Below are 25,222 nucleotides of genomic sequence, written 5' to 3'. Positions count from 1 at the left end.
TCTGATTCTGATGAACGCAGCACTGCCGCACCCCCGCCCGGCGGCCTCGCCGCCCCCTCCCCCGCCTCTGCCCTCATCCTCGTACGCCTCGCCGTCCCCCTCCCCGTACGCCACCGGCCGCGACGAGGAGCCCGTAGGATGACCGGCCCCCGCAGCCGTACCGTCGCCGGGTCCCGGGTGGTGGAGACGGCGCACAGCACCGAGGTCTCCGGCGCCCGGCTGCACTACTGGACGGCCGGCGCGCCGGACCGTCCGGGCATCGCGCTCACCCATGGCGCGGGCGCCGACCATCGCATGTTCGATCCGCAGATCCCGGCCCTGGTCGAGGCCGGCTTCCGCACCCTGCGCTGGGACGTGCGCTACCACGGCGCGTCCGCCTCCGGCACCGGCCGATTCCGTACGTTCTACGCGGCGGACGACCTGGCGGCGCTGCTGGACGCGGCCGGAATGGCCCGGCCGCTGGTGCTGCTGGGCCAGTCGATGGGCGGCAACATCTCCCAGGAGTACCTGCGCCGCCGGCCCGACGAGGTCACCGCGCTCGTGGTGATCGGCTCCACGTCCAGCACCCTGCCCATCACCCGGCGCGAACGGCGCAGCCTGGCCCTCTCGCGCGCCCTCATGCGGCTGGTCCCCTACCGTCGGCTCATCCGGTCGATGGCCCTGGCGTCGGCCGAGGACACCGGGGCCCGCGAGTACCTGCGCGAGACCTTCGCGGCCAACGGACGGCGCGCCTTCCTCACCACCTGGGACGGCATGACCCGGGCGATCGACCCGTCGCCCGCCTACCGTGTGGAGAAGCCCGAGCTCCTGATCTGCGGCGAACACGACGGCACGGGTAACATCCGCTCGGCGATGGAGCGGTGGAGCGAACGTGATCCCCACAGCGAGTTCCATGTGATCCCCGGTGCCGGACACGTCGCCAATCTGGACCGACCCGACGAGGTCAACCGGCTGACCGTCGCCTTCCTGAAGGCCTGAGACCCGACGAGACCATGACTGCCGACGAGACCATGAACGACGACGACTCCACGCCCGGCCCGGGCCCCCTCCCCTCCACCGGTTCCGGGGAGTTCAGCGCCGCAGAGGCGTCCTTCATCAGCGAGATGGGTTCGCTGCTGGAGCGGTGGGGCCTGCCGCAGGCCACCGGCCGCCTCTTCGGCTACCTCCTGCTGCGCAACAAGCCGGTGGACCTCGACACCATGACCCGCGAACTCGGCCAGGCGAAGAGCGGACTGAGCGTCGCCGCCCGCCAGTTGGAGGCATGGACGCTGGTGCGGCGCTCCACCCGCCCCGGCAGCAGACGGATCGACTACGAGGCCGTGGGCGACCTCCAGCACTTGCTGCTGGTGAACAACGCCCATATGCGCAAGTTCACCGAGACGCTCAACTCGGGCATCCCGGTGGCGCGTGGCGAGGCGCGGGGCCGGCTGGCGTCGCTGGCCGGGCTGTTCAACGGGTACGTGGAGCAGACCGAGAAGCTGGTGGCCGACTGGGAGGCCCGCCGGGACGCCGCCTCCTGACTCTCTCCCCGGTCCGCCGCACCCTTCCTCCGACTCCCCCTTCGGCTCCCTGCTGCCGAATCCGGTTCTCCCCATCCCGGCCTTTCGAATCCCGACTTCCGGCTTCCGACCCCGACGGAGTGATCGTGAACGTGTCGTACGGCCTGGCGCCGCACAACGGAACAGCGGCGGCCACCGCCGTGGCGGACCCTGCGGCCCCGGCCCGCCGCAAGGTCGTGGACGCCTGCTCGCTGGTGTACGACGACGCGGGCTGGCGGGCGTACCTGAACCGGCTGGGCGAGAACGCCCCCGAGTACCTGGACGTCTTCGCGGCCTCCTTCTGCCGGTACTTCGGGGCCTCGCACGCCGCGTACCGCGAGGCGCTGGCCGTCCGGTGGCAGGACGCGGTGGACGTGCTGCTGCCGCCCGGCCGGCCGGCGTTCGACCTGGCCGCGCATCTCGCGGACCGGCGGCGCCAGGGTGTGACGGCGGAGTTCGCCATGGGCTCGGCGGAGCGGCTGCCGGACGGCCGCACCGTCAACGGGTGGCTGCTGGAGACCGCCCGGGAGGCCCGGGACCGCATCCACGTCTGGGCCGGGATCTCCCTCCGCGACCCGGCCGCCGCACTGCGCGAGGTGGAGGGTTCGCTGGCGGCGGGGGCGTCCGGCCTGTGCGTGATCCCCTTCCTGGACGGCACCGACCCGGCGGACCCGCGGTTCGCCCCGGTCTGGGACGCGGCGGCCTCCGCCCGGTTGCCGGTCTGGCTCCACACCGGCCACCACTTCGCCCGGAGCCGGCCCAGCGGCCTGGGCAGCTGGCGTACGGTCGAGACGCTGGCGGCACGCCACCGCGAGCTGCTGCTGGTGGCCGGGCACGCGGGGTGGCCCGATGTACGGGAGATGCTGTTGACGGCCGCCCGGCACCCGGGGGTCCGCCTGGAGTTCTCCTCGCACCGGCCCCGCCACATGGACAAACCCGGCTCGGGCTGGGAGCCGCTGCTGCACCACGCCCGGGGCCTGGCCCGCGACCGGGTCATGTTCGGCACCTCCACCTGGGTCAATCCGGGGCCGACCGGGCCGCTGGCGAACGAGCTGGCCGAGCTGCCGCTGCCCGACGACGTCGTCACCGCCTGGCTCTCCGGCAACGCGGAGGCACTGGTCGCCCGCTCGGCCGGGGTTCACGGGGGCTGAGCCGCGCCGGGGATCGTCCGAAGGGTTCAAAGCGGCCGCCCGCGGCGGGCGACCCGCCGAACGGCCGATCGCCGCCGCCCCGTCGGACGCACGCGGTAGTCGCTGTGAAGGACCCGTCGTATACCGAGGACGCGTTTTACGCCGCACTGTGGCCCTCGGGGAGGTTCTCCCTACTCGAAGAACTTCAGGCTGTAGCCCACGTCGGTCGTGCTCCCGGGAACGTTGGCGCGCCGGTAGGTGGTGTTGTTCCACCAGACCGCCGTGCCGGAGTACCAGTGGCGGTTGGACCAGGAGTACGGGGTGCCCTTGGCGACCGCGTGGTAGAAGGTGGGGAAGCGGTTGCCGGACGGCGGAGCGGCGTTGACGTCGCCGCGGGGCAGGATGAACGAGTGGTGGCCGGGGCCGTTGACGTTCACGGTCGGGGTCCAGCCGGACATCATGGACGGCGCGTGCGAGCCGAAGAGGCAGCCGTTGCTCTTGTACCAGTCCCACACGTGGGTGGGGTTGCCGTCGGCCCGCAGCCGCAGGTCGGCGATGCAGTACTTGTCGCTCCAACTGCCGTTCGCGGAGTAGACGACGTGCAGCCGCCCGGAAGGGTCGACGACCGGCTGGGGCGCCTCGTTGATGTACGGGTTGCCCACGACCCGCTCCCACGGCTCGCGCGGCTGCGAGATGACGTACCGGCCGCCGGTGGCCGCGGTGGGGCTGCTCATCCGGGCGATGTAGAGGTTCTGCTCGACGTTGGTGTCGCCGGACCAGCCCGACCATACGAACCAGCGCTGCCCCTTGTAGGTGAACGGCGCCCCGTCGATGGCCCACTTGTCGCCGGGCAGGGACACCTTGACGGCCGCGGAGTAGCCGGAGGTCGGGTTGGCGGAGCCGATGTGGTACATACGGTGGGCCGCGCCGCGGCCCGCGGCGAAGTAGATGCGGTACTGGCCGTCGTGGTGCACGATCTCCGGCGCCCACACCTCGCCCAGACCGGCGCTGTCGCGCCACACCTGGTGCTTGGGAGCGGTGGCCACGGCCTCCGGGGTGGTGGCGGTTCGCACCGCGATCCCGCCGTCCACGGCCTTGGCCGAGACATACAGGTCGCCCACCTTGATCACGGTCGGGTCGGCCCCGCCCACCAGGGAGCGGCCCAGCGCGGAAGGCTGATCCGCCGGGGTCGCTGCCGTCGGTTCCGCCACGCCCCTGTCCGCCTCCTGGGCGCGCCAGGCGGTGGGCCGGTCGTCCGGCTGGGCGGCGCCGGCGGCCTCCCCCAGAGCGAGGAGGCCCACGAGCCCCAGCGGAACGGCACCGGCGAGCCAACGGGAAGAGCGCATCAGTTCTCCTCGTGTACACGATGTGGATGAGAGCGCTCTCAACGGTTCCGTCGGGGGACGGCGCTGTCAAGAGACAGAGCGGCGTTGGTGATGTACGCGCGCATCCACGTTATGCAGGCCTGCCGCCCGCGAGCCGCCCGGCACGGCGCCGGACCGGACGGTGGCCGGGTGCTCGGTGAGCAGTCCTGCCGAAGGCGCGGAGGCGCATGCTGTCGGCGCTGACGGTGGTCAGGGAAGTCGGCGGAGCTGTGGAGGACTCACGGGCGGTCGCACCGAGGCGCTTGAGTCTCCGGTCGCCGGAGGGTTCAGGATCTTCCTCATGGACGACAAACACCCCGACGTGCTCACCATCGGCCGGCTCGCGCACCGCACAGGACTGTCGGTGCGCACCCTGCGCTTCTGGTCGGACGAGGGGGCGGTGCCGCCGGTAGCCCGCTCCGCAGGCGGCTACCGGCTGTACGACGCCGAGTCCGTGGCTCGCGTCGAGCTGGTCCGCACCCTGCGCGAGCTGGGCATCGGGCTCGACGACGTGTGCCGGGTTCTGAGCGGCCGCACCACGGTCGCCGAGGTCGCTGACGCGCATGTGGTCGCGCTCGACGCGCAGATCCGCTCACTCAAGGTGAGCCGGGCCGTCCTGTCCACCGTGGCGAAACGCGGTTCGACCGTTGAGGAGACAGCACTGATGAACCGGTTGGCGCGGCTTTCCGCCGCCGAGCGCAAACAGATCATCGACGAGTTCAAGGAGGAGGTGTTCGGCGGTCTCGACGACCGACGTCTGCGCGATCGCCTGCGTACCTTCAGCGTCGAATTGCCCGACGAGCCCACACCTGAGCAGGTCGATGCCTGGATCGAACTGGCCGAGTTGGTGCGGGACCCCGGTTTCCGCGCCCGGTTGCGCACATGGATGGAGTTCAACACGCCGCTGCCGGGGCAGGGCCGCCCCCCGGCGCGTCCATCTGGTGGGCCAGGCAGATCGTGCAGACCGTCGCGGAGGTCAGAAGAGGCGGGGTCAGTCCCGAGGGGCCGGCAGCGGCCGAGGTGCTGTCCGAGCTGTTCGGTGACGCCGATCGGGCCGCCGTCCTGCGCAGTCTGGAGGCCGGGATCGAGGCAGGAGCGGAGCACTACCGAAGGCTCGTCGCCCGTGTGCGCGGGCAGGATGCGTCGCCCGACGCGACCGAGGAGCTGGAATGGCTGGCGCGGGCCCTGCGTAACGCGGACCAGACTTGAGCCGACTCGGATCGGCGTCAAGCGGGACGTGCTGCTGCGACGGTGGCGCCGCACGCTCCGGCGCACCACGGGGGGGTTCCCCGCTGGCCGGACCGGCGGCAACCGGTACCCGCCCTCGGCGCCCTGCGCCGACTCGCTCGACGCTGACACCGGCCGGGACGAACGCGCGTATCGGATGTCCCGCATCGGCTCCGGCCGGCCCCGGGTGCGGCCCGACCACGTCCTGGCTCCCGCAGGAGAACTCCTAGCCGCGCGCGGTGGGGAGTTGACGGTTGCGGTAGCGGCCGGGGGTCTCGCCGACGAGAGCGGCGAAAGCCTCGATGAAGCTCGTCGGATTGACCCAGCCGCAGGCGAGAGCCGTGTCGGTGACGGCCGCGCCTGCGGCGAGACGGGTGAGCGCGTGGTGGACGCGTAGCTGAGTGCGCCACTGATGAAAGCTCATCCGGAGTTCCTGCCCGAAGAGCCGGCTCAGCGTACGCTCGCTCGCCCCGACGCGCGCGCCGAGCTGGGCGAGAGTCTGCTGATTGGCAGGGTCGGCGTAGAGGATGCCGGTCAGCGCCCGGAGCCGGTCGTCGGCCGGCTCGGGCAGATGCAGCGGCTGCTCGGGCGCCGCTGTGAGCTCGTCGACGACGACCGCGTGCAAGCGGGCGGCCGCCTCCGGCGCCCGTCCACCGGTGTCGGCGTCCTCGGCCGTGAGGGCGAGCAGAGCTTCGCGGGCGAGCCCGGAGACGGTGAGCACGGCGGGATGCGCCGGCAGCCTGGCGGCCAGTGCGTCGGAGAGGAACAGAATCCGCATGTCCGCGCTGCCGTGCGCGGTGTGGTGGTGCTCGAAGGTCGCGGGAGTCCACGCCACCCGGGTCGGCGGGGCGATCCACGTACCCCTGCCGGTGGTCACGGACAGCACACCGGTGGCCGAATAGACCAGGTGACCGCGCTCGTGGGCGTGGGTGGGCAACCGCTGTCCGTGCGCCAGGACGATGCGGCCGCGTTCCCCGAGATCAAGATGGCGGGTTTCCCTCATAGATTGGCATCCTATCGGTAGCCCGCCGCCCTGGCTCCGCCCGAGAGTGGAGGGCATGAACAGCCCAGTGGCCCATCAGGCCCCAGCAGCCCGCCTGCCGGCGTCCCGGCAGCCGTCCCTCCCCGGACCGTCCGGGGCGCGCACCGTACAAGCCGCTTTCGCGTTCGGTCTGGCCGCGCTGAACCTGCGCATCGCCGTCGCGTCCCTCTCCCCCGTACTCACGGAGGTCGAGCACGACGAGCACCTCTCATCGTTCGGCGGCGGGGCCCTCTCGACGGTGCCGGTCGTCTGCTTCGGGGCGTTCGCGTTCCTCGCGCCCCGGCTCACCCGCCGCTTCGGACCCCACCACTTGTTGTGGTACGCGCTGCTCGCACTGACCGGCGGCATTGTGCTGCGCTCGGTCCCGGGAGTGCTCGCCCTGTTCGGCGGCACCCTGATCGCCGGTGCGGCGATCGCGGTCGGCAACGTCCTCATGCCGCAGCTCATCAAGCACGACTTCGCCGGCCGCCCCGGACTGATGCTCGCCTGCTACTCCCTGGCTCTGTCCGGCGGAGCCGCGCTCGCCGCGGGCGTGGTCGTCCCGCTGGAGTCGGCCACCGGCTGGGGCTGGCGGCACGTGCTCGCGCTGTGGGCGATCCCGTCCTTCGTCGCCGCCCTCGCCTGGCTTCCCGAACTCCTCGTGCCGGACCGGCGTCCGCCGGAGCGCCAGCGACAAGAGCTGGAGAAGCAAGGGGGTCCCGACACCGCCGCACCCCCGCTCAGGGCACTGTGGCGCGACCGGACCGCCTGGGCGGTGACCCTGTACATGGGTCTGCAGTCCCTCGGCTACTACGCGATCCTCTCCTGGCTCCCGACGCTTCTGCAGGACCACGGTATGAGCGGCAGTCAGGCCGGATGGATGCTCTCTTTCTCCAGCCTCCCCGGCATGGCCGCCTCCTTCGCGGCACCCTGGCTGCAACAGCGTCTGAGCCCGGCCTTCGTCACGCCCCTGGCGGCCGCCCTGCTGTGCGCGACCGGCTTCATCGGCCTGCTCACGTCCCCCGTGTCGGGCGCCTACCTCTGGATGACCGCCCTCGGCCTGGGCCAGGGCCTCGCCATGGGTCTCGCCCTCGGCTACATCGTCGCCCGCTCACCCGACGCACACCACACCGGCCGGCTCTCGACGATGGCCCAGGGGACCGGCTACCTGATCGCCTGCCTCGGCCCGCTCGGTCTCGGCCTGCTGCACTCCGCGAGCGGGGGATGGTCGCTGCCGGTCGCCATGCTGCTCGCCGTGCTCGTCGCGCAGACCGTCGCGGCCTTCGGCGCGAGCCGCGACCGCCATGTCCTGGCGCCTTCCTGAAGGACCAGTGTCAACAACACTCGTGATCAACGCACCTTGGGCTGGTCGCTCGTGTCGAGCGCCACGAGGAGCTGGACCACCGCCTCGCCGGGCACGTCACGGGGCTGAGGTGCGGGCCGGTGCCGGGGACCGACCCAGAACACGGGCCGGCCGCCGCGCGAGGTGGACGAGTCCAGCGGGAATGCGGGGTAGAGGCGCACCTCCCAGGGCTCGATACGCAGCCAGTGCTCTGACCTCACAGGTCCACCGGGTTGGGGTCCGTGCGCTTGCCGGTGCAGTGAGTCCTCCAGGGGGATGACTGACACTTCCCCAGACAGTCGGCCCGCGACGTGGCCGCTGGCTACCGAGATCGAAGCCATGCGCGACAAATAGTCCTCTGAGGGGGGACGTTCGCCAGGCTGGCCGTCGTGGCGGTTGGATGTGCGGTGATGTCCGATCCGGCCGCTGGACGTGCGGTGGCCAAGCCTGTCCGGTCAGGAGGGGCAGCAGCTGCAGCGGATCGTCAGCCGGGGCAGCACGAGTTCGGTGCTGTACCGGCGGGCGGTTCCGCGTTGTCGGTGCTTTCCGACACGACGCCATCCTCGGTGCGAGCCCCGCGGCGAGCATGCCTGTGCCGGGGGGCCTGCCCCCCAGCCCGAGGCGCCAGACCGGCCCGAGAGGTCAGACCGCCTTTGAACGTGTGATGTCTCTGCTGGCGCCGGGCGGCCGGCCGGTGACGCGTTTGAAGGCGCGGCTGAAAGCAGCCTGAGAGCTGTAGCCGAGACGTTGGGCCACGGAGTGGATCGGCATCGTGTCCTGGGCCAGCCACTGGCCGGCAAGGAGCATCCGCAGCTCTGTGGCATAGCGGAGGGGCGGCATGCCGATCGTGGTCTGGAATCGGTCTGCGAAGACGGACCGGGAGACATGGGATTCCGCTGCCAGCTCGGCCACGGTCCAGTGATGCCCAGGCTGCCGGTGCAGGGCCAGGAGGGCGCAAGCCAGGCGAGGATCGCGCAATGCGGCCACCAGGCCAGAGGTACTGTCGCAGCCGCATTCGATCCAGCCCCGCACGATCATGGCCGCCGCAACTTCGGCCAGCCGGGCAAGGATGCCGGCGAAGCCCACGCGTCCGGAGCAGACTTCGCGCCTCATGGACGTGAGGATCGGCATGAGCCCGGGGTAACGCTGCCCCTCGGCATCGACCAGCATGACATCGGGCATCAGCTGGCTGAGGCCCTCCATTCCCCCGAGGTCGAACTCCATGAAGCCGGTGAAGAAGATCGCGCTGGGAGTCGGGTCAGCGCCCGGGCAGGCATCCACGTCACACACCGCGTTGCCGAGGGTGACCGCGTCGAAACTGTCTATGCCCTGGACCGGTACGTCCGGACCGGAAACCAACTGGTGGGACTTGCCATGGGGCATGAATACGGCGTTGCCGGCCGACAACTCGTGGACAGTTCCGTCCTCGGTGCGCAGGACGGCCGAGCCGACGGCGAGGAAGTGGAAGTAGGCACGTCCGGGCTCGGCATCGAAATTGAGGCCGAACTGCGGGCCGACCTGGACACGACGGTACCGAACACCGCGCAGCCGCATGCTGGTCAACAGTTCACTGATGAGGTCAGACGACAGGGCGAACTGCCCGGGAACGCCCCCACCCGGAGTCTCGGTCAAATATTGCAGACTTTCTGTCATAGCTCATCCTGAAGTTCGGGTGCAGGCTTGACTTAAACCTCTCACGAGACTTCAGGGAAGTAAAAAAGTTGAGCAGCGATGTACGCAGCACCTTGCCCGATTCCCACCCTGACGAAGCGGCCGATGCGGAACGGGTACCGCCCGCACCGACCTCATCGTCCTGGGCGGCGGTGTTCTCGCTGGCGATGGGTGTGTTCGGGTTGCTGACGGCGGAGTATCTGCCGACCAGCCTGTTGACTCCGATGGCCGCCGACCTGGGGATATCGGAGGCGGTGGCGGGGCAGGCGGTGACTGTCACGGCGGTCGCGGCGATGGTTTCCGGGTTGTTGACTGCGAGCCTGACCCGGAAGATCGACCGGAGGGTCGTGTTGCTGGGCTTCACCGTCCTGATGATCGTATCCAATCTGCTGGTCGCCGTAGCCCCCAACATGGAGGTGCTGTTGCTGATGCGGCTCCTGCTGGGTGTCGCACTCGGCGGCTTCTGGAGCATGGCGGCGGCAGTGGCAATGCGCCTGGTGCCTGCGGCTTTGGTTCCGCGCGCGATAGCGATCATCTTCAGTGGCATTGCGGTGGCGACCATCGTGGCGGTGCCGCTCGGCAGCTACCTCGGCGAGCTGTCCGGTTGGCGCAGCACCTTCCTCGCGGCGGCCGCACTCGGGGTGGTGACGTTGGTGTTCCAGCTGTTCACGCTGCCCCGGATGGCGCCCCATGGCACGGCACGGTTGGGCACGTTGTGGAAGGTGCTGCAACGTCCGGGCTTCGGGGTGGGCATTGCAGGAATGCTGCTGGTTCACATTGGGCACTACGCGCTGTTCACCTACATCCGGCCCGCTCTGGAAAACGTGGTGAAAGTGGACGTCGATGAGTTGGCGCTGCTGTTGTTCGTCTTCGGACTGGCGAACTTCGTGGGCACGCTGGTGTCCGGATGGCTTTTGGAGATCAGCCTGCGCCTGACATTGGCAGTGACGCCGGCGCTGATGGGTGTTGCGGCACTGGGCTTGGCGCTGCTTCCCGCTGGGAAAATTGGGTACGTAGCCCTGGTGGTCCTCTGGGGTCTGGCCTTTGGTGGCGTATCGGTGGCGTGGTCGAACTGGGCGACTCGCATGGTGCCGGACCAGGCAGAGAGTGCGGGCGGGCTCGTGGTGGTGGGCGTGCAGTCCGCTATCGCCGGCGGGGCCGCCGCGGGCGGTGTGATGTTCGGTATCGGCGGCGCCGTCACCGTATTCACCATCTCTGGCGTCGTCTTGCTCGCCTCCGCGTTGCTGATCGTGCTGTGGGTCAAAGCGCCCCGACAGCTCGCAACGAACTGATGCTTCGAGGAGGCGAGACTGCCTGGCTCCGTCGATCCGGCGACCTTGGATCGAGTGAGCCAGGCACTCCGAGCGGTCCTCGACCTCTCGTGCTGACCGCACAGGTTCGCCGGTTCGGATGCCTTACAGGTTGTTCACATAGAAGCTGGTGAGTCGTTCGATGGCGGCGTCGACGTATTCGGGTTCGTCGTACATCTCGTAGTGGCCGGCGCCGTCGATCACCATGAGGTCGACGGGGTTGGGGGCCAGCTTCCACAGCTGCGTGCCGGTGTCGTAGGAGCCTGTGTTGCCGATGCGTCCGGCGAGGATGACCTGCAGCGGTTGGGTCACGAGCTGATCGGCCAGGTGGAACGCGTCATAGCCGAGCAGGAGGGGGTCGCTGCGCAAGAGGCGCCGGTTCGTGGAGTGTTCGTTGCCGCCGCGGTCGGTGCGGTAGTAGGTGACGGCCTGACTGGTGTCGATGTCGGTCAGGCCCGCTGCCTCGGCGTCCTCAAGGGTGTCGGGCAGCCAGTTCACGCGGATCATCTCGCCGGAGCGGGCCTCTTCAGTACGTGAGTCCGCGAGTCGACCGGGACGACCGTGCCGACCGCTTTGATGCGGTGGTCCGTGCGGGCGGTGTGAACGGCGTAGCCTCCACCGGCGCAGATACCGAGGACACCGATGCGCTGCGGGTCGATGCCGGGGGTCGTGGTGAGCACGTCGATGGCGTAGGAGATGTCCTCACCACGGCGATAGGGGTCTTCGAGGTCGCGGGGCTCGCCTTCGCTCTGGCCCTGATGGGCGGGGTCGAAGACGAGCGCCGCGATGCCGCGGGCGGCGAGACGGGAGGCGTAGTTGGCGCCGATCTGCTCCTTCACGCTGCTGCCCGGAGTGGAGAGCACCACGGCGCGCAGCGGTGCGCTGCTGTCGGCGTTGTCGGGCAGGTGGAGGTCCGCGGCGAGGTTGATGGGACCGCGCGGGATCGTGAGGTGCTGGAGCATGACTGGCTTCCTTCGTGGGAGGCCCGCATGTCAGTCGACGGGGCGCAGCTGTGGACGCTGAACCAGCGACTGCTGGGCGTCGTGATGGATGCCTGCACGGGCGAGCTGGCGGAGCTCGGGTTGGAGACGAAGGAGTTTTTCGTCCTGGCCGAGGTAGAGGCATCGACTTACCCTGCCGAGATCGCGACTGCGCTGCTGCTGCCCAAGGCGAGCGTGACGGTCTACGTTCGCAACCTCGTCGCCAAGGGCTTTATCCGCCGCGAGATCGACGAGGCGGACTTGCGGCGTCACCGGCTCGTACTGACCGCTGAGGGCACGCGAGCACGCGATCGGGCACTTGCAGCCCTCGCGGCGGAGTACGACCGCAGGCTGGCGAGGGTCACCCCCCAGGACCGCGTTGAGCTGCAACGCATCCTCAAAGCAATGCTCGCCTCGCCCGCGTCAGGCCGCATGCACGAGTGATTCGTCTGTCCGGTGCTCTTCTTGCGGCGGTCGACGCCCCACAGCCGGTCGTCGCCGACGGAGTAGCAGCCGTGGAAGTACCGCACCCCGTGGGGGCGACTCCTTCCAGGTCCTGGTGCGCTGGAAGGTGACGCCGCAACCGGGGGGGGCGGGCACCGTAACGCCTCGCGGCCGATCCGGATCACACGGCGGTGCACCTTCCGCAGGTGGGCGGGGAGTTTGCGGATCGACCAGCGAGTGAAGGGCTGTCCGAGCCCGGTCGGGCGGGTGGCGGCCGTCTGGAAGCCGAAGTCCTCGTCGTCAGGACTGAGAAGGCGGGGGCGGCCTCCCGCCCACCGAGGGTTCAGCCAGGCCAGGCCGATCTGTCCGCGACGTGATCCACCGGTTCAACGAGCCCGCCGGTACAGCACCGAACTCGTGCTGCCCCGGTGCACGATCCGCTGCCCCTCCTGATCGGACCATCCGCGCCCCGGGACAGGCTCAGCCACCACACCTCCAGCGGTCGGAACAGACGTCACGACCATCCGATCGCTCGAACCACCAACCCGGCGAACCTTTGCGGTCACAGCCCTGGTTGCTGCCGGCGCGGCGGCGGGGCCAGCGCCGGGGCGCCTGGACGGGGCCCTGCCGCGTCGGGGCGATGGCGACCCTTGGGTGGCAGATGGCCGAGCTGCGCGTGCTCGTCCCGCCCCTCCCAGGGACGCGATGGGAGGGGGTCCCGGCCCTGTTCGCCCGCTGCTCCCGGGCCTGTTTTCAGGCCAGTGGGAGGTGCGTGGCGCGGTCCTGCCACGCTGCTGTGCGGAGGGCCGCGATGACGGCCGCGGTCGTCAGGTTGGTCGTTTCGGTGTGGCGGGTCGCGGCGAACAGCAGGCGCTGGATCGGGTGGTCCTCGATGGGGGCCGTACGGATTCCGGGAGTGGCCGGGTCGATGGCCGTCCGGGGGACGAGCGCGGTGGCCAGGCCGGACCGGGCGAGGGCGAGCTGGGCGGCGATGTCGGCGGTGACGTAGCGGGGCGTGGGTGTGAAGCCGGCCTGCTGGCAGGCGTGCAGGATGGCCTGTCCGCAGTCCGTGGTCACCGGTGGCACCACCAGGTGGTGCGTGGCCAGTTCCCTCAGGCCGACGGGCCGTTCGTCGGATCTGCCGACGGCTCCGTCGTCGGCGGTGGCGACGAGCAGTGGGTCGTCGAGCAGCGGCGAGACCGCGAGCCCCTTGGGCGTCGCCTCCGGCAGGTGACGGTAGTGCTGCCCCAGCACCACGTCGACGGTGCCGAGGGTGAGTTCCCGCAGTTGTGCCTGGTCGGTGACGAGACAGGTCACGGCGAGCTGCGGCTGGTCCGCGCCCAGCGCAGTGAGCGCAGGGGCCACGATCCTGGCGACGGTCGACGGCAGCGCGGCGAGCGTGGCGGTGGAGCCCACCGCTCCCTTGACCGCCGCGACGGCGCACTCGGCCTCCTGCACTGCGGCGAGGATCCGGTCGGCGTGTTCGAGGAGGACGCGGCCCGCCTCCGTGAGCGCGACGGTCCGCCCGTCGGGGCGCAGGAGATCAACCCCGACGTCGTGTCTCAGCGCGGCGAGCTGCTGGGACACGGCGCCCGCGGACAGCGCCAGGGACTGGGCGGCCGCGGTGATGGTGCCGCGGGCGGCGACGGTCTTGAGCATGTGCAGACGGCGGATGTCGAGCATAACTCGATAGGTTAGCTAAAGGATTCCATCAGAAAACATCTTCTTGACCTGTCGAGTCGGGGTGAGCGACCTTCTGCGCATGGAGATCTTCGACTGCATCGCCACCGTGGCCAGGCCGGTCCACGAATTCGGCGACGAGTTCATGTCCGACGACGCGACCGCCACCATCGGCCTGCGCGCCGGTTTCGCCCCGGGACGCGGCTTCTACTGCCGCGGCCGGTTCGGGGTGCTCGGCGAGGTACCGGCCGCCGTGGTCCAGGCGGTACAGGGCTTCCTCGGCCCCGATCTCGTCGCCACCGGCTGGCAGGCCGGCCGGCCCGTGATGCCGGCGGAGGAAGCCGCCGCCTGCTACGCACGGGCCGTCCGGACGTGGGGACGCGCCCGCATCCCCGCCGATGTCGACGTGGAGCACTTCAACCGCCTGGCCCAGCGGCTGATCGACGCAGCCGATGCTGACGGCCTGCCCCTGTTCGCCGGCTGGCGCGCGCAGCCCGTACCCGCCGATGACCCGGTCGGCGCGGCCATGCAGCGCATCCACGTCCTGCGGGAACACCGTGGCGCCTGCCATCTGGCGGCGGTGCGCCTGAGCGGGCTGAGCGCCCGGGAGGCGATGGTCGTCAACCTCGGCGTCGAGCAGGCGACCCGCTACGGCTGGCAGGAGCCGCGTTCCGTCGCCGCGCCCCTGATCCCCCGGTGGCAGCGTGCCGAGCAGCTCACCGACGAACTTCAGGCGCCGCTCTACGCCACTCTGACCGAGCGGCAACGGAGCGAATTCGCCCAGTTGGTCGACGCGTTGACCGGCTCCCCGACCGCGTGACCGGACGCCGGGGACACCCACAGGTACACGAAAGGACGGCCTGATCGTGGCCATGCTCATCACTCATGAGGGCCGTTCGCCGTCCGTCCACCCCACGGCCTACGTCGCTCCGAACGCCACGTTGTGCGGGGACGTGCGCGTGGCGGCCGATTGCCGGGTGCTGTTCGGTGCGGTGCTCACCGCCGAGGGCGGGCCGGTGGAGCTTGGTGAAGGCAGCATCGTGATGGAGAACGCGGTCCTGCGCGGCACCCGACGGGATCCGCTGGTCCTGGGGCGGCAGGTCCTGGTGGGGCCCACCTCCTACCTGACCGGCTGCCGGGTCGAGGACGAGGTCTTCCTGGCCACCGGCAGCCGCGTCTTCAACGGAGCACGGATCGGGACCCGCTCCGAGGTACGGCTCAACGGCATCGTGCACCTGCGCACGGTCCTGACCGCCGACTCGACGGTGCCGATCGGCTGGGTCGCCGTCGGCGACCCAGCGCGCATCCTCCCGCCGGAGGACCACGAGGGGATTTGGGAAGTGCAGAAAGAACTCGACTTCCCCGGCTACGTCTTCGGCCTGGACCGGCCCGGCGAAGGCCGGAGCCTGATGCCGGCCATCTCCGAACGCTTCGGCCGCAGGCTCGGCCGCCACAACGATGATCACCAGATCTGAGCCCCGCTTGGGGGCGGGGGTCCAGCATTGAAGAACACCCGCCGGCACCAGGCTGGCTCCGGTTCCGTGCCGGAGATCCGCATGATCCCCGCCGCGCCTCCGCCGACGTACGCCGACAGCTTCCCCATACCGGTCCCGGCAACCGCCACGCCCCCGCCTGCGTCGGCGGGGGCGGGTGCAGGCACGCGTTCAGGGAGCGGAGAGGAGTCCCAGGGCGACTCAGGTCCACTCGCCCCCCCGCCCGGCTCCGGGCCCGGACGGGCTCCTGCCGGGTCAGGGGGCATCGGGTGCGCCCCTCTGCCGTGCGCATCACCGGCGGCGGCCAGAAGCAGGGGCGCGTGGGTGGCTCTCAGCCGCGGATGGCGATCGTGGCGTCGAGTTCCACGAGCGCACCTTGGGGCAGGACCTGGGTCGGAAGGGCGGTACGGGCGTGCCGGCCGTGGTCGCCCAGAACGTCGATCAGCAATTGTGAGGCACCGTCGATCACGGTCGGCTGGTCCACGAAAGACGGTGCGCTCGCTGCCCAGGCGTTGAGCTTGAGGACGCGAGCCCGGTCGAGGCCGATCGCTTCCTCGACACGCGCCAGGAGATTCAGCGCGGCGGCGCGCGCGGCGACCACTCCGTCGCCCACGGTCGCGTCCTCTCCCAGCCGGCCTCGGAGCACCTCGCCGGACGCGGACCGGGAGATCTGGCCGGAGACGTACAGGAGGCCGCCCCAGTGCGAGGTCGCCTCGTACGCGTATCGGGGAGGGCCGAGGGTGGGCAGTTCGATCGACAGCGCCCTCAGGCGCTCCCGCACGGCGGTCATGGTGTCTCCTTGCTCGGTGAACTGCCCGCACGGTGAGAGCACCGTGCGGGCCTGACGTCCCTCATCGCTTGCTCAGGACGTAGGTGCGGTCGCGGCCGATGTACCAGAGGTCCTCGGTGCCGATCGCCGCGTTCTCGTAACGCCACGGGATCTCTGCGGCACCGTACGAACCGATCTGGAGCACATGCTTGTACCCGGGCCGCAGTTCGTTGGCGAAGGACTCCTGCTTGCCCATGAGGTGGCCCACGTTGCGCTTGCGGTACTCGGTGTTGAAGTCGACATCTGTGCCGAGCATGCCGATGGCGACCATGCGCTCCAGATGCGGGGCGAGGTAGCGCAGGGTTCCTTCGTGCACGTCCTCGCACACCGCGCCGGGACGCAGCTGCCCGATGATCCCCTCGCGCACCACGTCGAAGAAGAAGCGGTATGCCTCCTTCGCGGCCTCGGTGCGCGGCAGCGAGCGGGCCATGTCGGAGGTGGCGACGTTGACCCCGTCGAAGACGATGCGTACGCCGGCGTCCAACTGCACACAGACCGTCTCGTGGTCGACCGGGTGGTCCACGGGAGGGCCGGGGAAGAGCATGCGGTTGGAGGAGTGCAGGTTGGTGAAGTACGGCTCGATGCCGAAGGGGATCTCGTTGGCCGTGCGGAACTCGGCGATCTTGTCGAGGTAGACCGCGTTGATGTCCAGCTCGCTGAAGGAACGCCCGGCGTCGAGACCCTTCTCCGCCCAGGAGAGTGCCTCCTCGATGGCGAAGACACTGGCCCTGGCGGCCACCACCTGGAAGGCCAGGTCCTCGTGGTCGCGAACGTCCCGCCAGTGGCCGAGGGCGGCCGAGACCGGGACGAGCTCCGCCCCCTCACGCGTGAGTTCGCGGGCCAGACCGACGCTGATCCACTCCTCCTCGACCCCCGTCCGGGTGCCGGACGCCAGTTCCCGGACGGCCTCGCCCACGGAGGAGAACCTGCCGACGGGTGCGCCCGGCAGGCCGTCGGTGCCCTCGGGGAACAGCACCACCAGACGTTCCGGACCGCTGAGCCAGAGGGCCACCGCCCCGTCCGGCTGGGCGCGCCCGGTCACCTCGGTGAAGTTCGGGGTCGCCGCGAGCAGCACCGTGTCCAGGGACCGGTCCGCGGCGAGCTTCTTCAGTGCCGGGAAGCGGCTGTCCTCGCCGGAGGTGAACTCCTCGGCCAGCCCGGAGAGATGCGGGACGTCCGCGATGAGCCTGCGCGCGGTGCGCACACCGGTCTCGCGCCAGGCCGCGAAGGTGGCGAGGACGTCGGCCGGGTCGATCTCGTAGGCGGCGACCGGGGTCGGGTCCTGGTCGGCGACGACGAGTTCGACGGCTCCGGACAGCGCGAGCTGGTGGGCGAAGACGACGTCGGCGGAGAGGGCCACCGGGCCGCCGTCGGCGAGTTCGCGCACCAGGCTGGTCAGGGACTCGGCGGCGGGGGTGTCCGCGACGATACGCGGGTCGATCGTGACCCAGGGGGCGTAGAAGCGCATCCGGTCCTTCGGGACGCCGGCGGACAGGGCGTTGCCCTGTTCCTGCTGCCGCACGAGCAGGAGCCGCTCCGTCTCGGTCTGGGCGATCAGCGGAGCCACGAACGGGTGGGAGTCGAGGCGGATCGCGGAGAACAGGAAGCTCTTGCGTGCGTCGAGCCCGAATTCCTTCTCCACCTGCGTGGCGTCAGCGGTGATGTTCAGCATGGTGCTCCTTCGACGGTGGTTCACGGTCGGGGGTGTGCGACGGGTTGGTCAGCTGATGCCGGCCACGACGCCGATGTGCGATTCGATCTCGGCGGTGTAGTCGGAGAAGTCCGAGGAATACCGGTGCTCCTTGCCCCGAGGGCGCGGCAGGTCGATGGGGATGTCGGCGATGATCCGGCCGGGGCGGTCGCCGACGACGACCACCCGGTCCCCGAGCCAGACCGCCTCGGGGATGCTGTGGGTCACGAAGAGGACGCTGCACCCGGTGTTCTGCCAGATGCGCTGGATCTCGAAGTTCATCGAGTCCCGGGTCATGGCGTCGAGCGCCCCGAAGGGCTCGTCCATGAGCAGCAGCTTGGGGTGGGAGACGAGCGCACGGCAGATGGCCACGCGCTGCTGCATCCCGCCGCTGAGCTCGTAGGAGTAGTTCTTGGCCTTTCCGCCCAGCCCCACCATCTCCAGCAGTTCCATGGCGTATGCGCGGGCCTCGTCGGTCCGGGTGCCGCGGAACTCCAGAGGGAGGAGCACGTTGTCGAGGTTGTTGCGCCAGGGCAGGAGCACGGGGCTCTGGAACACCATCGCGATGTCCTCGATCCCCTCCTGGATGGGGCGGCCCTGGACGAGGATCTCGCCCTCGGTGGGCTCCTGGAGGCCGGAGATCGTCTTGAGCAGAGTGGTCTTGCCGCTGCCCGACTGCCCGACGATCGATACGAACCGTCCGGGTTCGACGTGGAAGTCGAGCCCTTTGAGGACGGTGTTCTCCTGGCCCCTCCGCGACCGGTAGGTCTTTCCCACGTTCTTGACCGAGATGGCGTATTCGTTGTTCATGTGACTCCCCATCCGGCCGTTACGGGGCCTGGATAGTCTCGTTGGAGCCCAGCGGCTCCAGGTAGGAGTTGCTGTACACGTCCTTGGGCGAGAGGTCGCTCTCCTTGGGGAGACCAAGGAACTTCCGGGCGGTGTCGATGGCCTGGAGAACTCCTGCGTCGTCCATGACGCCGTACCGGTCTGCGGTCTCGCCCTCGCCCCAGTTGAGGCCGCACTGTCCGTCGATGGCGAGGGTGATCGTGCGCGTTTCGTATCCGGCGACCTCCGTCTTGAAGTCCTCGGCCGCCTTCCGCGGGTTCTGGCAGGCCCAGAGGAATCCTTTCTGCATCGCCCGGTTGAACTTCCGGACCTGCTCGGGGTCGTTCTTGAGCTTCTCGTCGGAGACGACGATGCCGTTGCCGTACAGGTCGATGCCGAGGTCGGACCATTTCAGGACGGTGGCCTTCCGGCCGAGGGCGTCGATGGCCGGTTCGTCAGAGACGTGCAGCGCGAGGTTGGCATCCCACTGGCCGGCCAGCAGGCCGGGGATCTTCGAGGCGCTGGACGCGGGAATGACGTCCACGGCGCTCTTGTCGAAGCCCAGTCTGCTCAGGGCGAGCGGCCACATCGCCGTCATCGCGCCGCCGCCCTCGGTGGCGACGGTCTTGCCCCGCAGATCCTCCCAGTCCTTTATCCGGGAGTTCGCGAGGGCGACGACCGCGTAGGCGGACCTGGCCTGGAGCAGATTGACCTGCTTGACTTTCGCGCCCCTGCCCTGGCTGGTGACGGTGGCGCCGAAGTCGGCCCAGCCCGCGTCGATCCTGCCGGTGACCACCGAGGTGACCGTGTTGGTCGAACCGGACCCCGGCATGACCGTGAGGTCGATGCCCTCCGCCTTGAAGAAGCCGCGCTTGACGGCCGAGATGAACGGCGCGTGCTTGGGCAGGTACCCCACGTCGAGCATCAGGGTCATGGAGTCCTTCCCGCCACCGTTCGCGCATCCGGACAGGCCCACCATCATCGCCGCGCCGGCCAGTGCGACGGCCCCGCGAAGTGTTCTACGCATTTTCAGCCTCCGATCCCGTGGTCACTTCGCGTGGTTCTTCCACGGGGCCAGCTTCCGGCCCGCGTAGTCGACGACGAAGAACAGGGCCAAGGCGATGGCGGCGAGGACGATGAAGGCCGCGAACATCGACGGGAGGTCCACCTGGCTGTTGGCGAGGAGGATGACGTACCCGAGCCCCTTCGAGCCGGCGATGAACTCCCCGACGACCGCTCCGCCCACCGCGAGGGAGATGGAGATCTTCGCCCCGGAGAAGATGGAGGGGATCGCGTAGACGAAGTCGATCTTCACCATCTTCTTCCAGGCGGAGGCCCGGTTGATACGGGCCAGTTCCTGAAGTTCGTGCGGGACCGAACTGAGGCCGTCGAAGGTGTTGATCACCAGCGGGAAGAAGGCGATGGCCATGGCGACGAACGCCTTCGACTCGAAGCCGAATCCGAACCACACGATGAACAGCGGGGCGAGCGCGACCTTGGGAATGGTGTCGATCGCGATGAGCGCCGGATAGAGGAAACTGCGCGCGGTGCTCGAGTAGTGCAGAGTCGCACCGCACAGCACGCCGAGGGCCGTGCCGAGCGCGAAGCCGGCGAGCGCTTCCTGGAGCGTGACGAAGGTGTTGTCCGCGAAGTAGCCGGGGCGCTCGATCAGCTCGGCGAAGGCCGAGAGAGGGCCGACGAAAAGATAGTCCGGCGGGTCGATGACCAGGACCAGCAGCTCCCAGACCACGAAGAGGCCGATGATCCCCACGGCTGCTTTGGCGGCGGCCACCCACGACTCACGGTGGAAGGCGGCACTCGGTTTCCTTGCCTCGGCGGGCTCCGGCGCCGGGAGAGGCCGCTCGGGGGCGTCGCGGTCGGGGCTGCGCAGATCAGAAGTCGCCATGGAAGTACCTCCCACAGAGCGCGTCGCGCGGGAGCAGCGCCGCGGGGGCTGTCAGCGAGGAAGCGGGACGGGGATGGGAAAGTGCGTGCGGCGGCCGCGTGATCCGGGCGTCGTGGCCGCCGGGGAGCGGCGAAAGCGTTCGTGCAGTCATTTCGTCCTCACGACTCTGGAAGGAATACGTTCGAAGGCGGTTCGGGGCCCGGCCGGGAGGCGCGACGTCCCGGCCGGGGCCCGGGGATCAGCGCTCGTCGGTGAGTGGGGCCCGGCTGGGCGCACCGTCGAGCCGACGCCATACGCCGAGCGGATTTCCGTCCCGCAGCTCGTCGGGCAGCAGGGCATCGGGAACGTCCTGGTAGGCGACGGGCCGGAGGAACCGCTCGATCGCGAGGGTTCCCACGGACGTGCCGCGCGGGTCGGTCGTGGCCGGGAAGGGCCCGCCGTGCACCATCGCGTGGCCGACCTCGACGCCGGTGGGCCAGCCGTTGAAGAGCACACGCCCGGCGAGCTCCTCCAGAAGCGGCAGGAGCCGCCCGGCGAGCGGCAGATCGGCGTCGTCGGCGTGCACGGTGGCCGTGAGCTGTCCCTCCAGCACGCCCAGGACGGCTGTCAGCTCGTCGAGGTCCGCGCACCGGACGATCAGCGACGTCGCGCCGAAGACCTCGGTCTGCAGCGCGGGGTCACCGGCGAAGCGCCTGCCGTCCACGGTGAGCAGCCGGGCCCGGCCGCAGGCCGCGCCGTCCCCCTCGCCGCCGCGGCCGGCCTCCTCGACGCCGTCCTGTCCCGCCACGGCGTCGCCGGAGGCGGCGTAGTGGCGGGCAATGGCCGGGGTGAGCATCGTGGCACCGGGGTCCGCGGCGACGGCCTCGGTGGCGGCCGCGGTGAAGGCGTCCAGGCCGGGGCCCGCCACGGCGAGGACGAGCCCGGGGTTGGTGCAGAACTGCCCGGCTCCCAGGGTCAGCGATGCGGCGAAAGCGGCCCCCAGCTCCGCGCCCCGGGCCTTGAGCGCCCCTGGGAGGAGCAGAACCGGGTTGATGCTGCTCATCTCCGCGTAGACGGGGATCGGTACGGGCCGGGCGGCGGCCGCGGCGGCTATCGCCAGTCCGCCGGAGCGGGAACCGGTGAAGCCGATGGCGCGCACCCGAGGATCGCTGACCAGCCTGGTCCCCAGCTCCGTGCCGCTGCCGACGAGCTGGGAGAAGACGCCTTCGGGCATGCCGGTCTCGGCGGCCGCCCGGCTGACGACACGTGCCACCAGCTCGGCCGTGCCCAGGTGGGCCTGGTGGGCCTTGACGATGACCGGGCATCCGGCGGCCAGTGCGGATGCGGTGTCGCCCCCGGCGGTGGAGAAGGCCAGGGGGAAGTTGCTGGCGCCGAAGACGACGACGGGGCCGATGGCTGTCCGGCGCTGGCGGATGTCGGCGCGCGGCAGCGGCCGGCGGTCCGGCTGCGCCGGATCGATGCGGGCTCCCTGCCACACGCCGGCCCGCAGCTCCGCGGCGAACAGGCGCAGCTGGGCGCTGGTGCGCCCGACCTCGCCGGTGAGCCGGGGGCGGGGCAGCGCGGTCTCGGTGTGGGCCCGTTCCACCAGTGCGTCCCGCTCCGTGTCGAGCAGGTCCGCGATGCGGTCGAGGAAGGCGGCTCGCCGTTGGGGGGTGGTCGTGCGGTACGCGGTCGAGGCTTCCCGGGCCAGTTCGCAGGCCCGGTCGGCCTGGTCGGCCGACGCGGCCGGGTAGCCGGGTTCGATCGGCTGTCCGGTACGGGGGTCGACGGACCGGATCTCTTCTCCTGTACCGGTGACGGGGCGGGTGCCGATGACCATCGCGCCTGTGGGGCGGGTCCGGGGCAGGTCGGACACGGGGGGCTCCTTTCCTTGGTGAGGCGACACGTGTCAGGCGACGGCGCGTGAGGCTTCGATGACTCCGGCGAGCAGTTCCCGCTCGGCGTCGTCCAGGTCGGTCAGCGGCGGCCGTACCGGACCGGCGGGGTGCCCGGTCAGTTCCATGCCGGCCTTGACGATGCTGACCGCGTATCCCGGCTTGCGGTCGCGGATCGCGGTGTAGGGGAGCACGACCCGGTCGAGCAGGTCCTGGACCTGCGGCCGGTCCCGCGCCAGGACCGCCTTGTAAAAGGTCAGGGCGAAGTCGGGGAGGAAGTTGAAGATGGCGGAGCTGTAGGTCGTGGCACCCAGTTCCAGGTAAGGCAGCGCGAACGTCTCGGCAGTCGGCAGGCCGCCGATGTACACCAGGCGGTCCGCGAGCCGCGAGCGGATCTGAGTGATCCTCTCCAGGTCGCCGACCCCGTCCTTCAGGCCGATCAGGTTGGGGCAGGTGTCGGCGAGCGCGGCCACCGTGTCGGCGCTGTAGACGGCATTGGCGCGGCTGTAGAGGACCACCCCGAGCGACGTGGCCTCGCAGACCGCCCGCACGTGGGCGGTCAGACCGTCCGCGGATGCCTCGGTCAGGTAAGGCGGGAAGAGCAGGACACCGTCGGCGCCGACCGCCTCGGCTTCGCGTGCCATGGCGACCGCCTGCGCGGTGCCGTGCCCGGCCGGAGCGAGGATCGGCGTGCCGGAGGGGGCGCTCTCCACGGCGGCCCGCAGTACGGTGCCGACCTCCTGCGTGGTCAGGGAGAAGAACTCCCCGGTCCCGCCGGCCGCGAACAGTGCGGCGACGTCGTACTGGCTCATGCGGGTGATGTTCTCCCGGTAGGCGGCCTCATCGAACGCCAGTTCGGGGGTGAAGTGGGTGACGGGAAACGACAGCAGCCCGGAGCCGAGGCGTTCGGCGAGCTCGGTCGGGGTGTGGGTGGACATGAACGTTTCCTTCCGCAGGACGTGCAGAACAGCGATTTCGATGACCATAGGAACGAAACTGATGCACGTCCAACACTTCTTACGCATCGACTGATGCGCATACTGGATCGATGTTCACCTTGAGTCAGCTGGAGAGTTTCGTGGCCGTCGCGGAGACGCTCCACTACGGACGGGCGGCGGAACGACTGTCGATGACGCAGCCGCCCCTGTCCCGGCGCATCCAGCTCCTGGAGCGGGAGTTGGGTGTCCAGTTGTTCGACCGTGCCGGACGGTCCGTCCGGCTCACCGCGGCGGGGATGGCGTTCCTCGGCGACGCCCGGCGTATCCTCGGGCTCACCGAGCAGGCGGCGCTGTCCGTACGGCGGACGCTCGCGGGCGAGGTCGGGACCGTAGCGCTCGGATTCACGGGGTCAGCGGCGCACTCCGTGCTCGACGGCATCGTGGGGGCCATCCACGCCAGGCTGCCCGGCGTCGGCCTGGTTCTGCGCGAGCGGGTGTCCGGAGCGCAACTGGAGGAACTGCGCTCCGGAGAACTGGACCTGGGGCTCGTTCGCCCGCCGGTGCCCGGCACCGGGATCGCGCACCGCCCGCTGCACCGCGAGTCCCTTCTCCTCGCGACGCCCGTCGGCCATCCGCTCGCCGAACCGGACCGCACGCCGCACATCCGTGACCTCGACGGAGAGCCGTTCGTCATGTACTCACCCGCCGAGGCACGCTACTTCTACGAGGTGCTGGTCGGGGTCTTCCGCCAGGCGGAGGTCGTGCCGCGCTACGTTCACTACCTGAGCCAGGTGCACACGATCCTCGCGCTGGTGCGCGCGGAGCTGGGGCTCGCCCTGGTGCCCCGGGCGGCGGAGGCGCTCAAGCTGGACGGTGTCGTGCTGCGCCCGCTCGTCGGGGTCGAGGGGGAGCCGGTCGAACTCGTCGCGGCCTGGCGGGCGGGCGACGACAACCCCGCCCTGCACGCGGTCCGCGATGTGGTGACCGATCTCGCCGACCGGGGGGCGCTCTGAGGAGCGGCGGGACAGATCGTTGCAGAACGGTGGTGAAGAGCTCGCTGCCGAGTTCCCCGCCGGTGCGTGGCGCAGACGACCTGACCGCCCTCCTTGGCCAACCGGTCGATGTGCGCGATCAGTTCGAGGCGGCGCAGCTTCTACGAGCAGCAGAGGCATCCCGGGCAGCGGCCGCGGCTGCCCGGTGAGGGTGGGGCGGCCGGGGCCGGGGTGAGCGGCGGGGTCACTCCCAGACCACGATGTTGCGCCTGACAGGCACGGACGAGGCGTCGGCGGCGAACAGCTCGGGGGAGTGCGCGCGGATGCGTTCGATGTCATCGAAGACGGCGCGCAGATGTGTCCGCATGGCCGTCCGGGCGAGCGGCGCGTTCCCTCCGGTGATCGCGTCGAAGATCTCCCGGTGCTGGGCCACGAACACGGCCGGGGACTCGTTCTCGTGGAGGCCGAGGCGGCGCGCCCGGTCGAGGTGCCCCTTGGCGGCGGCGACGGTGGTCCAGACATTCCCGTGCCCGCTCAACCGCATCAGGCCGTGGTGGAACGCCTCGTCCAGATCGAAGAACTCCTCCAGGCCGAGGTCCGCGCGGCGCTGCCGGTCGAGGTTGTCCCGCAGCTCCCCTACGACCGCCGGGTCGAGCCGTGCGGGCAGGTCGTCCAGCGAGGCGAGTTCCACCGCTTCCCGAAGGAATTGCGCGTCGGCGACCTGGGCCGGATCGACCCGGGAGACGAACGATCCGATCTTGGGGAAGACCTGCACCAGGCCATCCTGGGCCAGCAGGATCAGGCTCTCCCGTACCGGTGTGCGACTGACACCCATCGAGGCGGCGAGTTCATTCTCCGAGAGCGCGGCGCCTGGAGCGAGTTCGAGGGTCAGGACCATCTGGCGCAGCTTCAGGTAGATAGCGCGCCGGTTCGTCCGCCCGTTCGTTTGAGCCATGGACACATCG

Annotated in this window: 23 protein-coding genes and 3 pseudogenes; 11 read left to right on the top strand and 15 right to left on the bottom strand. The window is 70.2% G+C overall.

What is annotated here, in order from left to right; translation table 11 throughout:
- Nucleotides 1-10: 10 nt before the first annotated feature.
- From RNL97_RS30950 to RNL97_RS30935, 4 genes are all read left to right on the top strand, one after another.
- Entirely contained in the window at nt 11-142 is a 132-nt protein-coding gene (locus RNL97_RS30950; RefSeq protein WP_267882058.1) for a hypothetical protein, read from the top strand.
- On the top strand, nt 139-978 hold the full coding sequence (locus tag RNL97_RS30945) for an alpha/beta fold hydrolase (RefSeq protein ID WP_030584321.1): 840 nt from the start codon (nt 139-141) through the stop codon (nt 976-978). Before RNL97_RS30950 ends, RNL97_RS30945 begins: the two co-directional genes overlap by 4 nt.
- Nucleotides 979-992: 14 nt before the next feature.
- Nucleotides 993-1,520 carry a GbsR/MarR family transcriptional regulator gene (locus RNL97_RS30940; protein ID WP_030584323.1) on the top strand — a complete coding sequence of 176 codons (528 nt, stop codon included), beginning with the start codon at nt 993-995 and terminating at the stop codon, nt 1,518-1,520.
- A 125-nt stretch (nt 1,521-1,645) separates the two neighbouring features.
- Nucleotides 1,646-2,689: an amidohydrolase family protein gene (locus tag RNL97_RS30935; protein ID WP_313751474.1), complete on the top strand. Its 1,044-nt coding sequence runs from the start codon at nt 1,646-1,648 to the stop codon at nt 2,687-2,689.
- 170 nt (nt 2,690-2,859) lie between these two features.
- On the opposite strand, the gene RNL97_RS30930 is transcribed toward RNL97_RS30935, so the two are convergent.
- Nucleotides 2,860-4,014, bottom strand: coding sequence for a glycoside hydrolase family 43 protein (locus RNL97_RS30930; protein WP_313751473.1), 1,155 nt, complete (start codon nt 4,012-4,014; stop codon nt 2,860-2,862).
- A 319-nt stretch (nt 4,015-4,333) separates the two neighbouring features.
- Here RNL97_RS30930 and RNL97_RS30925 point away from each other — a divergent pair.
- Nucleotides 4,334-5,241: pseudogene (locus RNL97_RS30925) on the top strand (helix-turn-helix domain-containing protein).
- A 244-nt stretch (nt 5,242-5,485) separates the two neighbouring features.
- Here the strand turns inward: RNL97_RS30925 and RNL97_RS30920 are convergent.
- Nucleotides 5,486-6,262 carry an AraC family transcriptional regulator gene (locus tag RNL97_RS30920; RefSeq protein WP_313751472.1) on the bottom strand — a complete coding sequence of 259 codons (777 nt, stop codon included), beginning with the start codon at nt 6,260-6,262 and terminating at the stop codon, nt 5,486-5,488.
- 55 nt (nt 6,263-6,317) lie between these two features.
- Here RNL97_RS30920 and RNL97_RS30915 point away from each other — a divergent pair, with 55 nt between their 5' ends.
- Complete coding sequence (locus RNL97_RS30915; RefSeq protein WP_243316027.1) at nt 6,318-7,604, top strand: CynX/NimT family MFS transporter; 1,287 nt, start codon at nt 6,318-6,320, stop codon at nt 7,602-7,604.
- A gap of 26 nt (nt 7,605-7,630) precedes the next feature.
- Here RNL97_RS30915 and RNL97_RS30910 read toward each other — a convergent pair whose 3' ends face one another.
- Together RNL97_RS30910 and RNL97_RS30905 are read right to left on the bottom strand one after the other, a co-directional pair.
- On the bottom strand, nt 7,631-7,843 hold the full coding sequence (locus RNL97_RS30910; protein WP_243316026.1) for a hypothetical protein: 213 nt from the start codon (nt 7,841-7,843) through the stop codon (nt 7,631-7,633).
- A gap of 421 nt (nt 7,844-8,264) precedes the next feature.
- Entirely contained in the window at nt 8,265-9,275 is a 1,011-nt protein-coding gene (locus RNL97_RS30905; RefSeq protein WP_243316025.1) for an AraC family transcriptional regulator, read from the bottom strand.
- A gap of 68 nt (nt 9,276-9,343) precedes the next feature.
- Here RNL97_RS30905 and RNL97_RS30900 point away from each other — a divergent pair, with 68 nt between their 5' ends.
- Nucleotides 9,344-10,585: an MFS transporter gene (locus tag RNL97_RS30900; protein ID WP_032765689.1), complete on the top strand. Its 1,242-nt coding sequence runs from the start codon at nt 9,344-9,346 to the stop codon at nt 10,583-10,585.
- Between the two features lie 123 nt (nt 10,586-10,708).
- Here the strand turns inward: RNL97_RS30900 and RNL97_RS30895 are convergent.
- Nucleotides 10,709-11,565: pseudogene (locus tag RNL97_RS30895) on the bottom strand (alpha/beta hydrolase).
- A gap of 27 nt (nt 11,566-11,592) precedes the next feature.
- Between RNL97_RS30895 and RNL97_RS30890 the strand changes: the two are divergent.
- Nucleotides 11,593-12,027: a MarR family winged helix-turn-helix transcriptional regulator gene (locus RNL97_RS30890; RefSeq protein WP_313751684.1), complete on the top strand. Its 435-nt coding sequence runs from the start codon at nt 11,593-11,595 to the stop codon at nt 12,025-12,027.
- 2 nt (nt 12,028-12,029) lie between these two features.
- On the opposite strand, the pseudogene RNL97_RS30885 reads toward RNL97_RS30890, so the two are convergent.
- Nucleotides 12,030-12,515: pseudogene (locus RNL97_RS30885) on the bottom strand (IS630 family transposase); the annotation flags it as partial.
- 265 nt (nt 12,516-12,780) lie between these two features.
- Nucleotides 12,781-13,710, bottom strand: a complete 930-nt coding sequence (locus RNL97_RS30880; protein ID WP_313751471.1) for a LysR family transcriptional regulator — start codon at nt 13,708-13,710, stop codon at nt 12,781-12,783.
- 79 nt (nt 13,711-13,789) lie between these two features.
- Between RNL97_RS30880 and RNL97_RS30875 the strand changes: the two genes are divergently transcribed.
- Both RNL97_RS30875 and RNL97_RS30870 read left to right on the top strand, forming a co-directional pair.
- Nucleotides 13,790-14,527: an SCO6745 family protein gene (locus tag RNL97_RS30875; RefSeq protein ID WP_313751470.1), complete on the top strand. Its 738-nt coding sequence runs from the start codon at nt 13,790-13,792 to the stop codon at nt 14,525-14,527.
- Between the two features lie 52 nt (nt 14,528-14,579).
- Entirely contained in the window at nt 14,580-15,182 is a 603-nt protein-coding gene (locus RNL97_RS30870) for a gamma carbonic anhydrase family protein (RefSeq protein WP_313751469.1), read from the top strand.
- 349 nt (nt 15,183-15,531) lie between these two features.
- Here RNL97_RS30870 and RNL97_RS30865 read toward each other — a convergent pair whose 3' ends face one another.
- From RNL97_RS30865 to kdgD, 7 genes are all read right to left on the bottom strand, one after another.
- On the bottom strand, nt 15,532-15,990 hold the full coding sequence (locus tag RNL97_RS30865; protein WP_030584354.1) for a RidA family protein: 459 nt from the start codon (nt 15,988-15,990) through the stop codon (nt 15,532-15,534).
- A 61-nt stretch (nt 15,991-16,051) separates the two neighbouring features.
- A complete protein-coding gene (locus RNL97_RS30860) occupies nt 16,052-17,701 on the bottom strand; it encodes a M24 family metallopeptidase (RefSeq protein WP_313751468.1) in 1,650 nt (549 codons plus the stop codon).
- 48 nt (nt 17,702-17,749) lie between these two features.
- Complete coding sequence (locus tag RNL97_RS30855; protein WP_030584360.1) at nt 17,750-18,529, bottom strand: ABC transporter ATP-binding protein; 780 nt, start codon at nt 18,527-18,529, stop codon at nt 17,750-17,752.
- A 19-nt stretch (nt 18,530-18,548) separates the two neighbouring features.
- The gene (locus RNL97_RS30850; RefSeq protein ID WP_313751467.1) at nt 18,549-19,574 is read right to left on the bottom strand and encodes an ABC transporter substrate-binding protein; all 1,026 of its coding nucleotides are present in this window, start codon (nt 19,572-19,574) and stop codon (nt 18,549-18,551) included.
- A 21-nt stretch (nt 19,575-19,595) separates the two neighbouring features.
- Nucleotides 19,596-20,453 carry an ABC transporter permease gene (locus RNL97_RS30845; RefSeq protein ID WP_030584365.1) on the bottom strand — a complete coding sequence of 286 codons (858 nt, stop codon included), beginning with the start codon at nt 20,451-20,453 and terminating at the stop codon, nt 19,596-19,598.
- Nucleotides 20,454-20,691: 238 nt separating this feature from the next.
- Entirely contained in the window at nt 20,692-22,308 is a 1,617-nt protein-coding gene (locus tag RNL97_RS30840; protein WP_243316019.1) for an aldehyde dehydrogenase (NADP(+)), read from the bottom strand.
- Nucleotides 22,309-22,341: 33 nt separating this feature from the next.
- On the bottom strand, nt 22,342-23,265 hold the full coding sequence (kdgD, locus tag RNL97_RS30835; RefSeq protein WP_243316018.1) for a 5-dehydro-4-deoxyglucarate dehydratase: 924 nt from the start codon (nt 23,263-23,265) through the stop codon (nt 22,342-22,344).
- Nucleotides 23,266-23,375: 110 nt separating this feature from the next.
- Between kdgD and RNL97_RS30830 the strand changes: the two genes are divergently transcribed.
- Nucleotides 23,376-24,278 carry a LysR family transcriptional regulator gene (locus RNL97_RS30830; RefSeq protein WP_313751466.1) on the top strand — a complete coding sequence of 301 codons (903 nt, stop codon included), beginning with the start codon at nt 23,376-23,378 and terminating at the stop codon, nt 24,276-24,278.
- A gap of 223 nt (nt 24,279-24,501) precedes the next feature.
- On the opposite strand, the gene RNL97_RS30825 is transcribed toward RNL97_RS30830, so the two are convergent.
- Complete coding sequence (locus tag RNL97_RS30825; protein WP_313751465.1) at nt 24,502-25,212, bottom strand: GntR family transcriptional regulator; 711 nt, start codon at nt 25,210-25,212, stop codon at nt 24,502-24,504.
- Between the last annotated feature and the right edge of the window lie 10 nt (nt 25,213-25,222).

It is taken from the genome of Streptomyces parvus (assembly GCF_032121415.1).
Classification (GTDB): Bacteria; Actinomycetota; Actinomycetes; order Streptomycetales; family Streptomycetaceae; genus Streptomyces; species Streptomyces globisporus_A.
The sequence above is the reverse complement of the archived record's forward strand: the minus strand, read 5'-3'. Positions and strand labels throughout refer to the sequence as shown.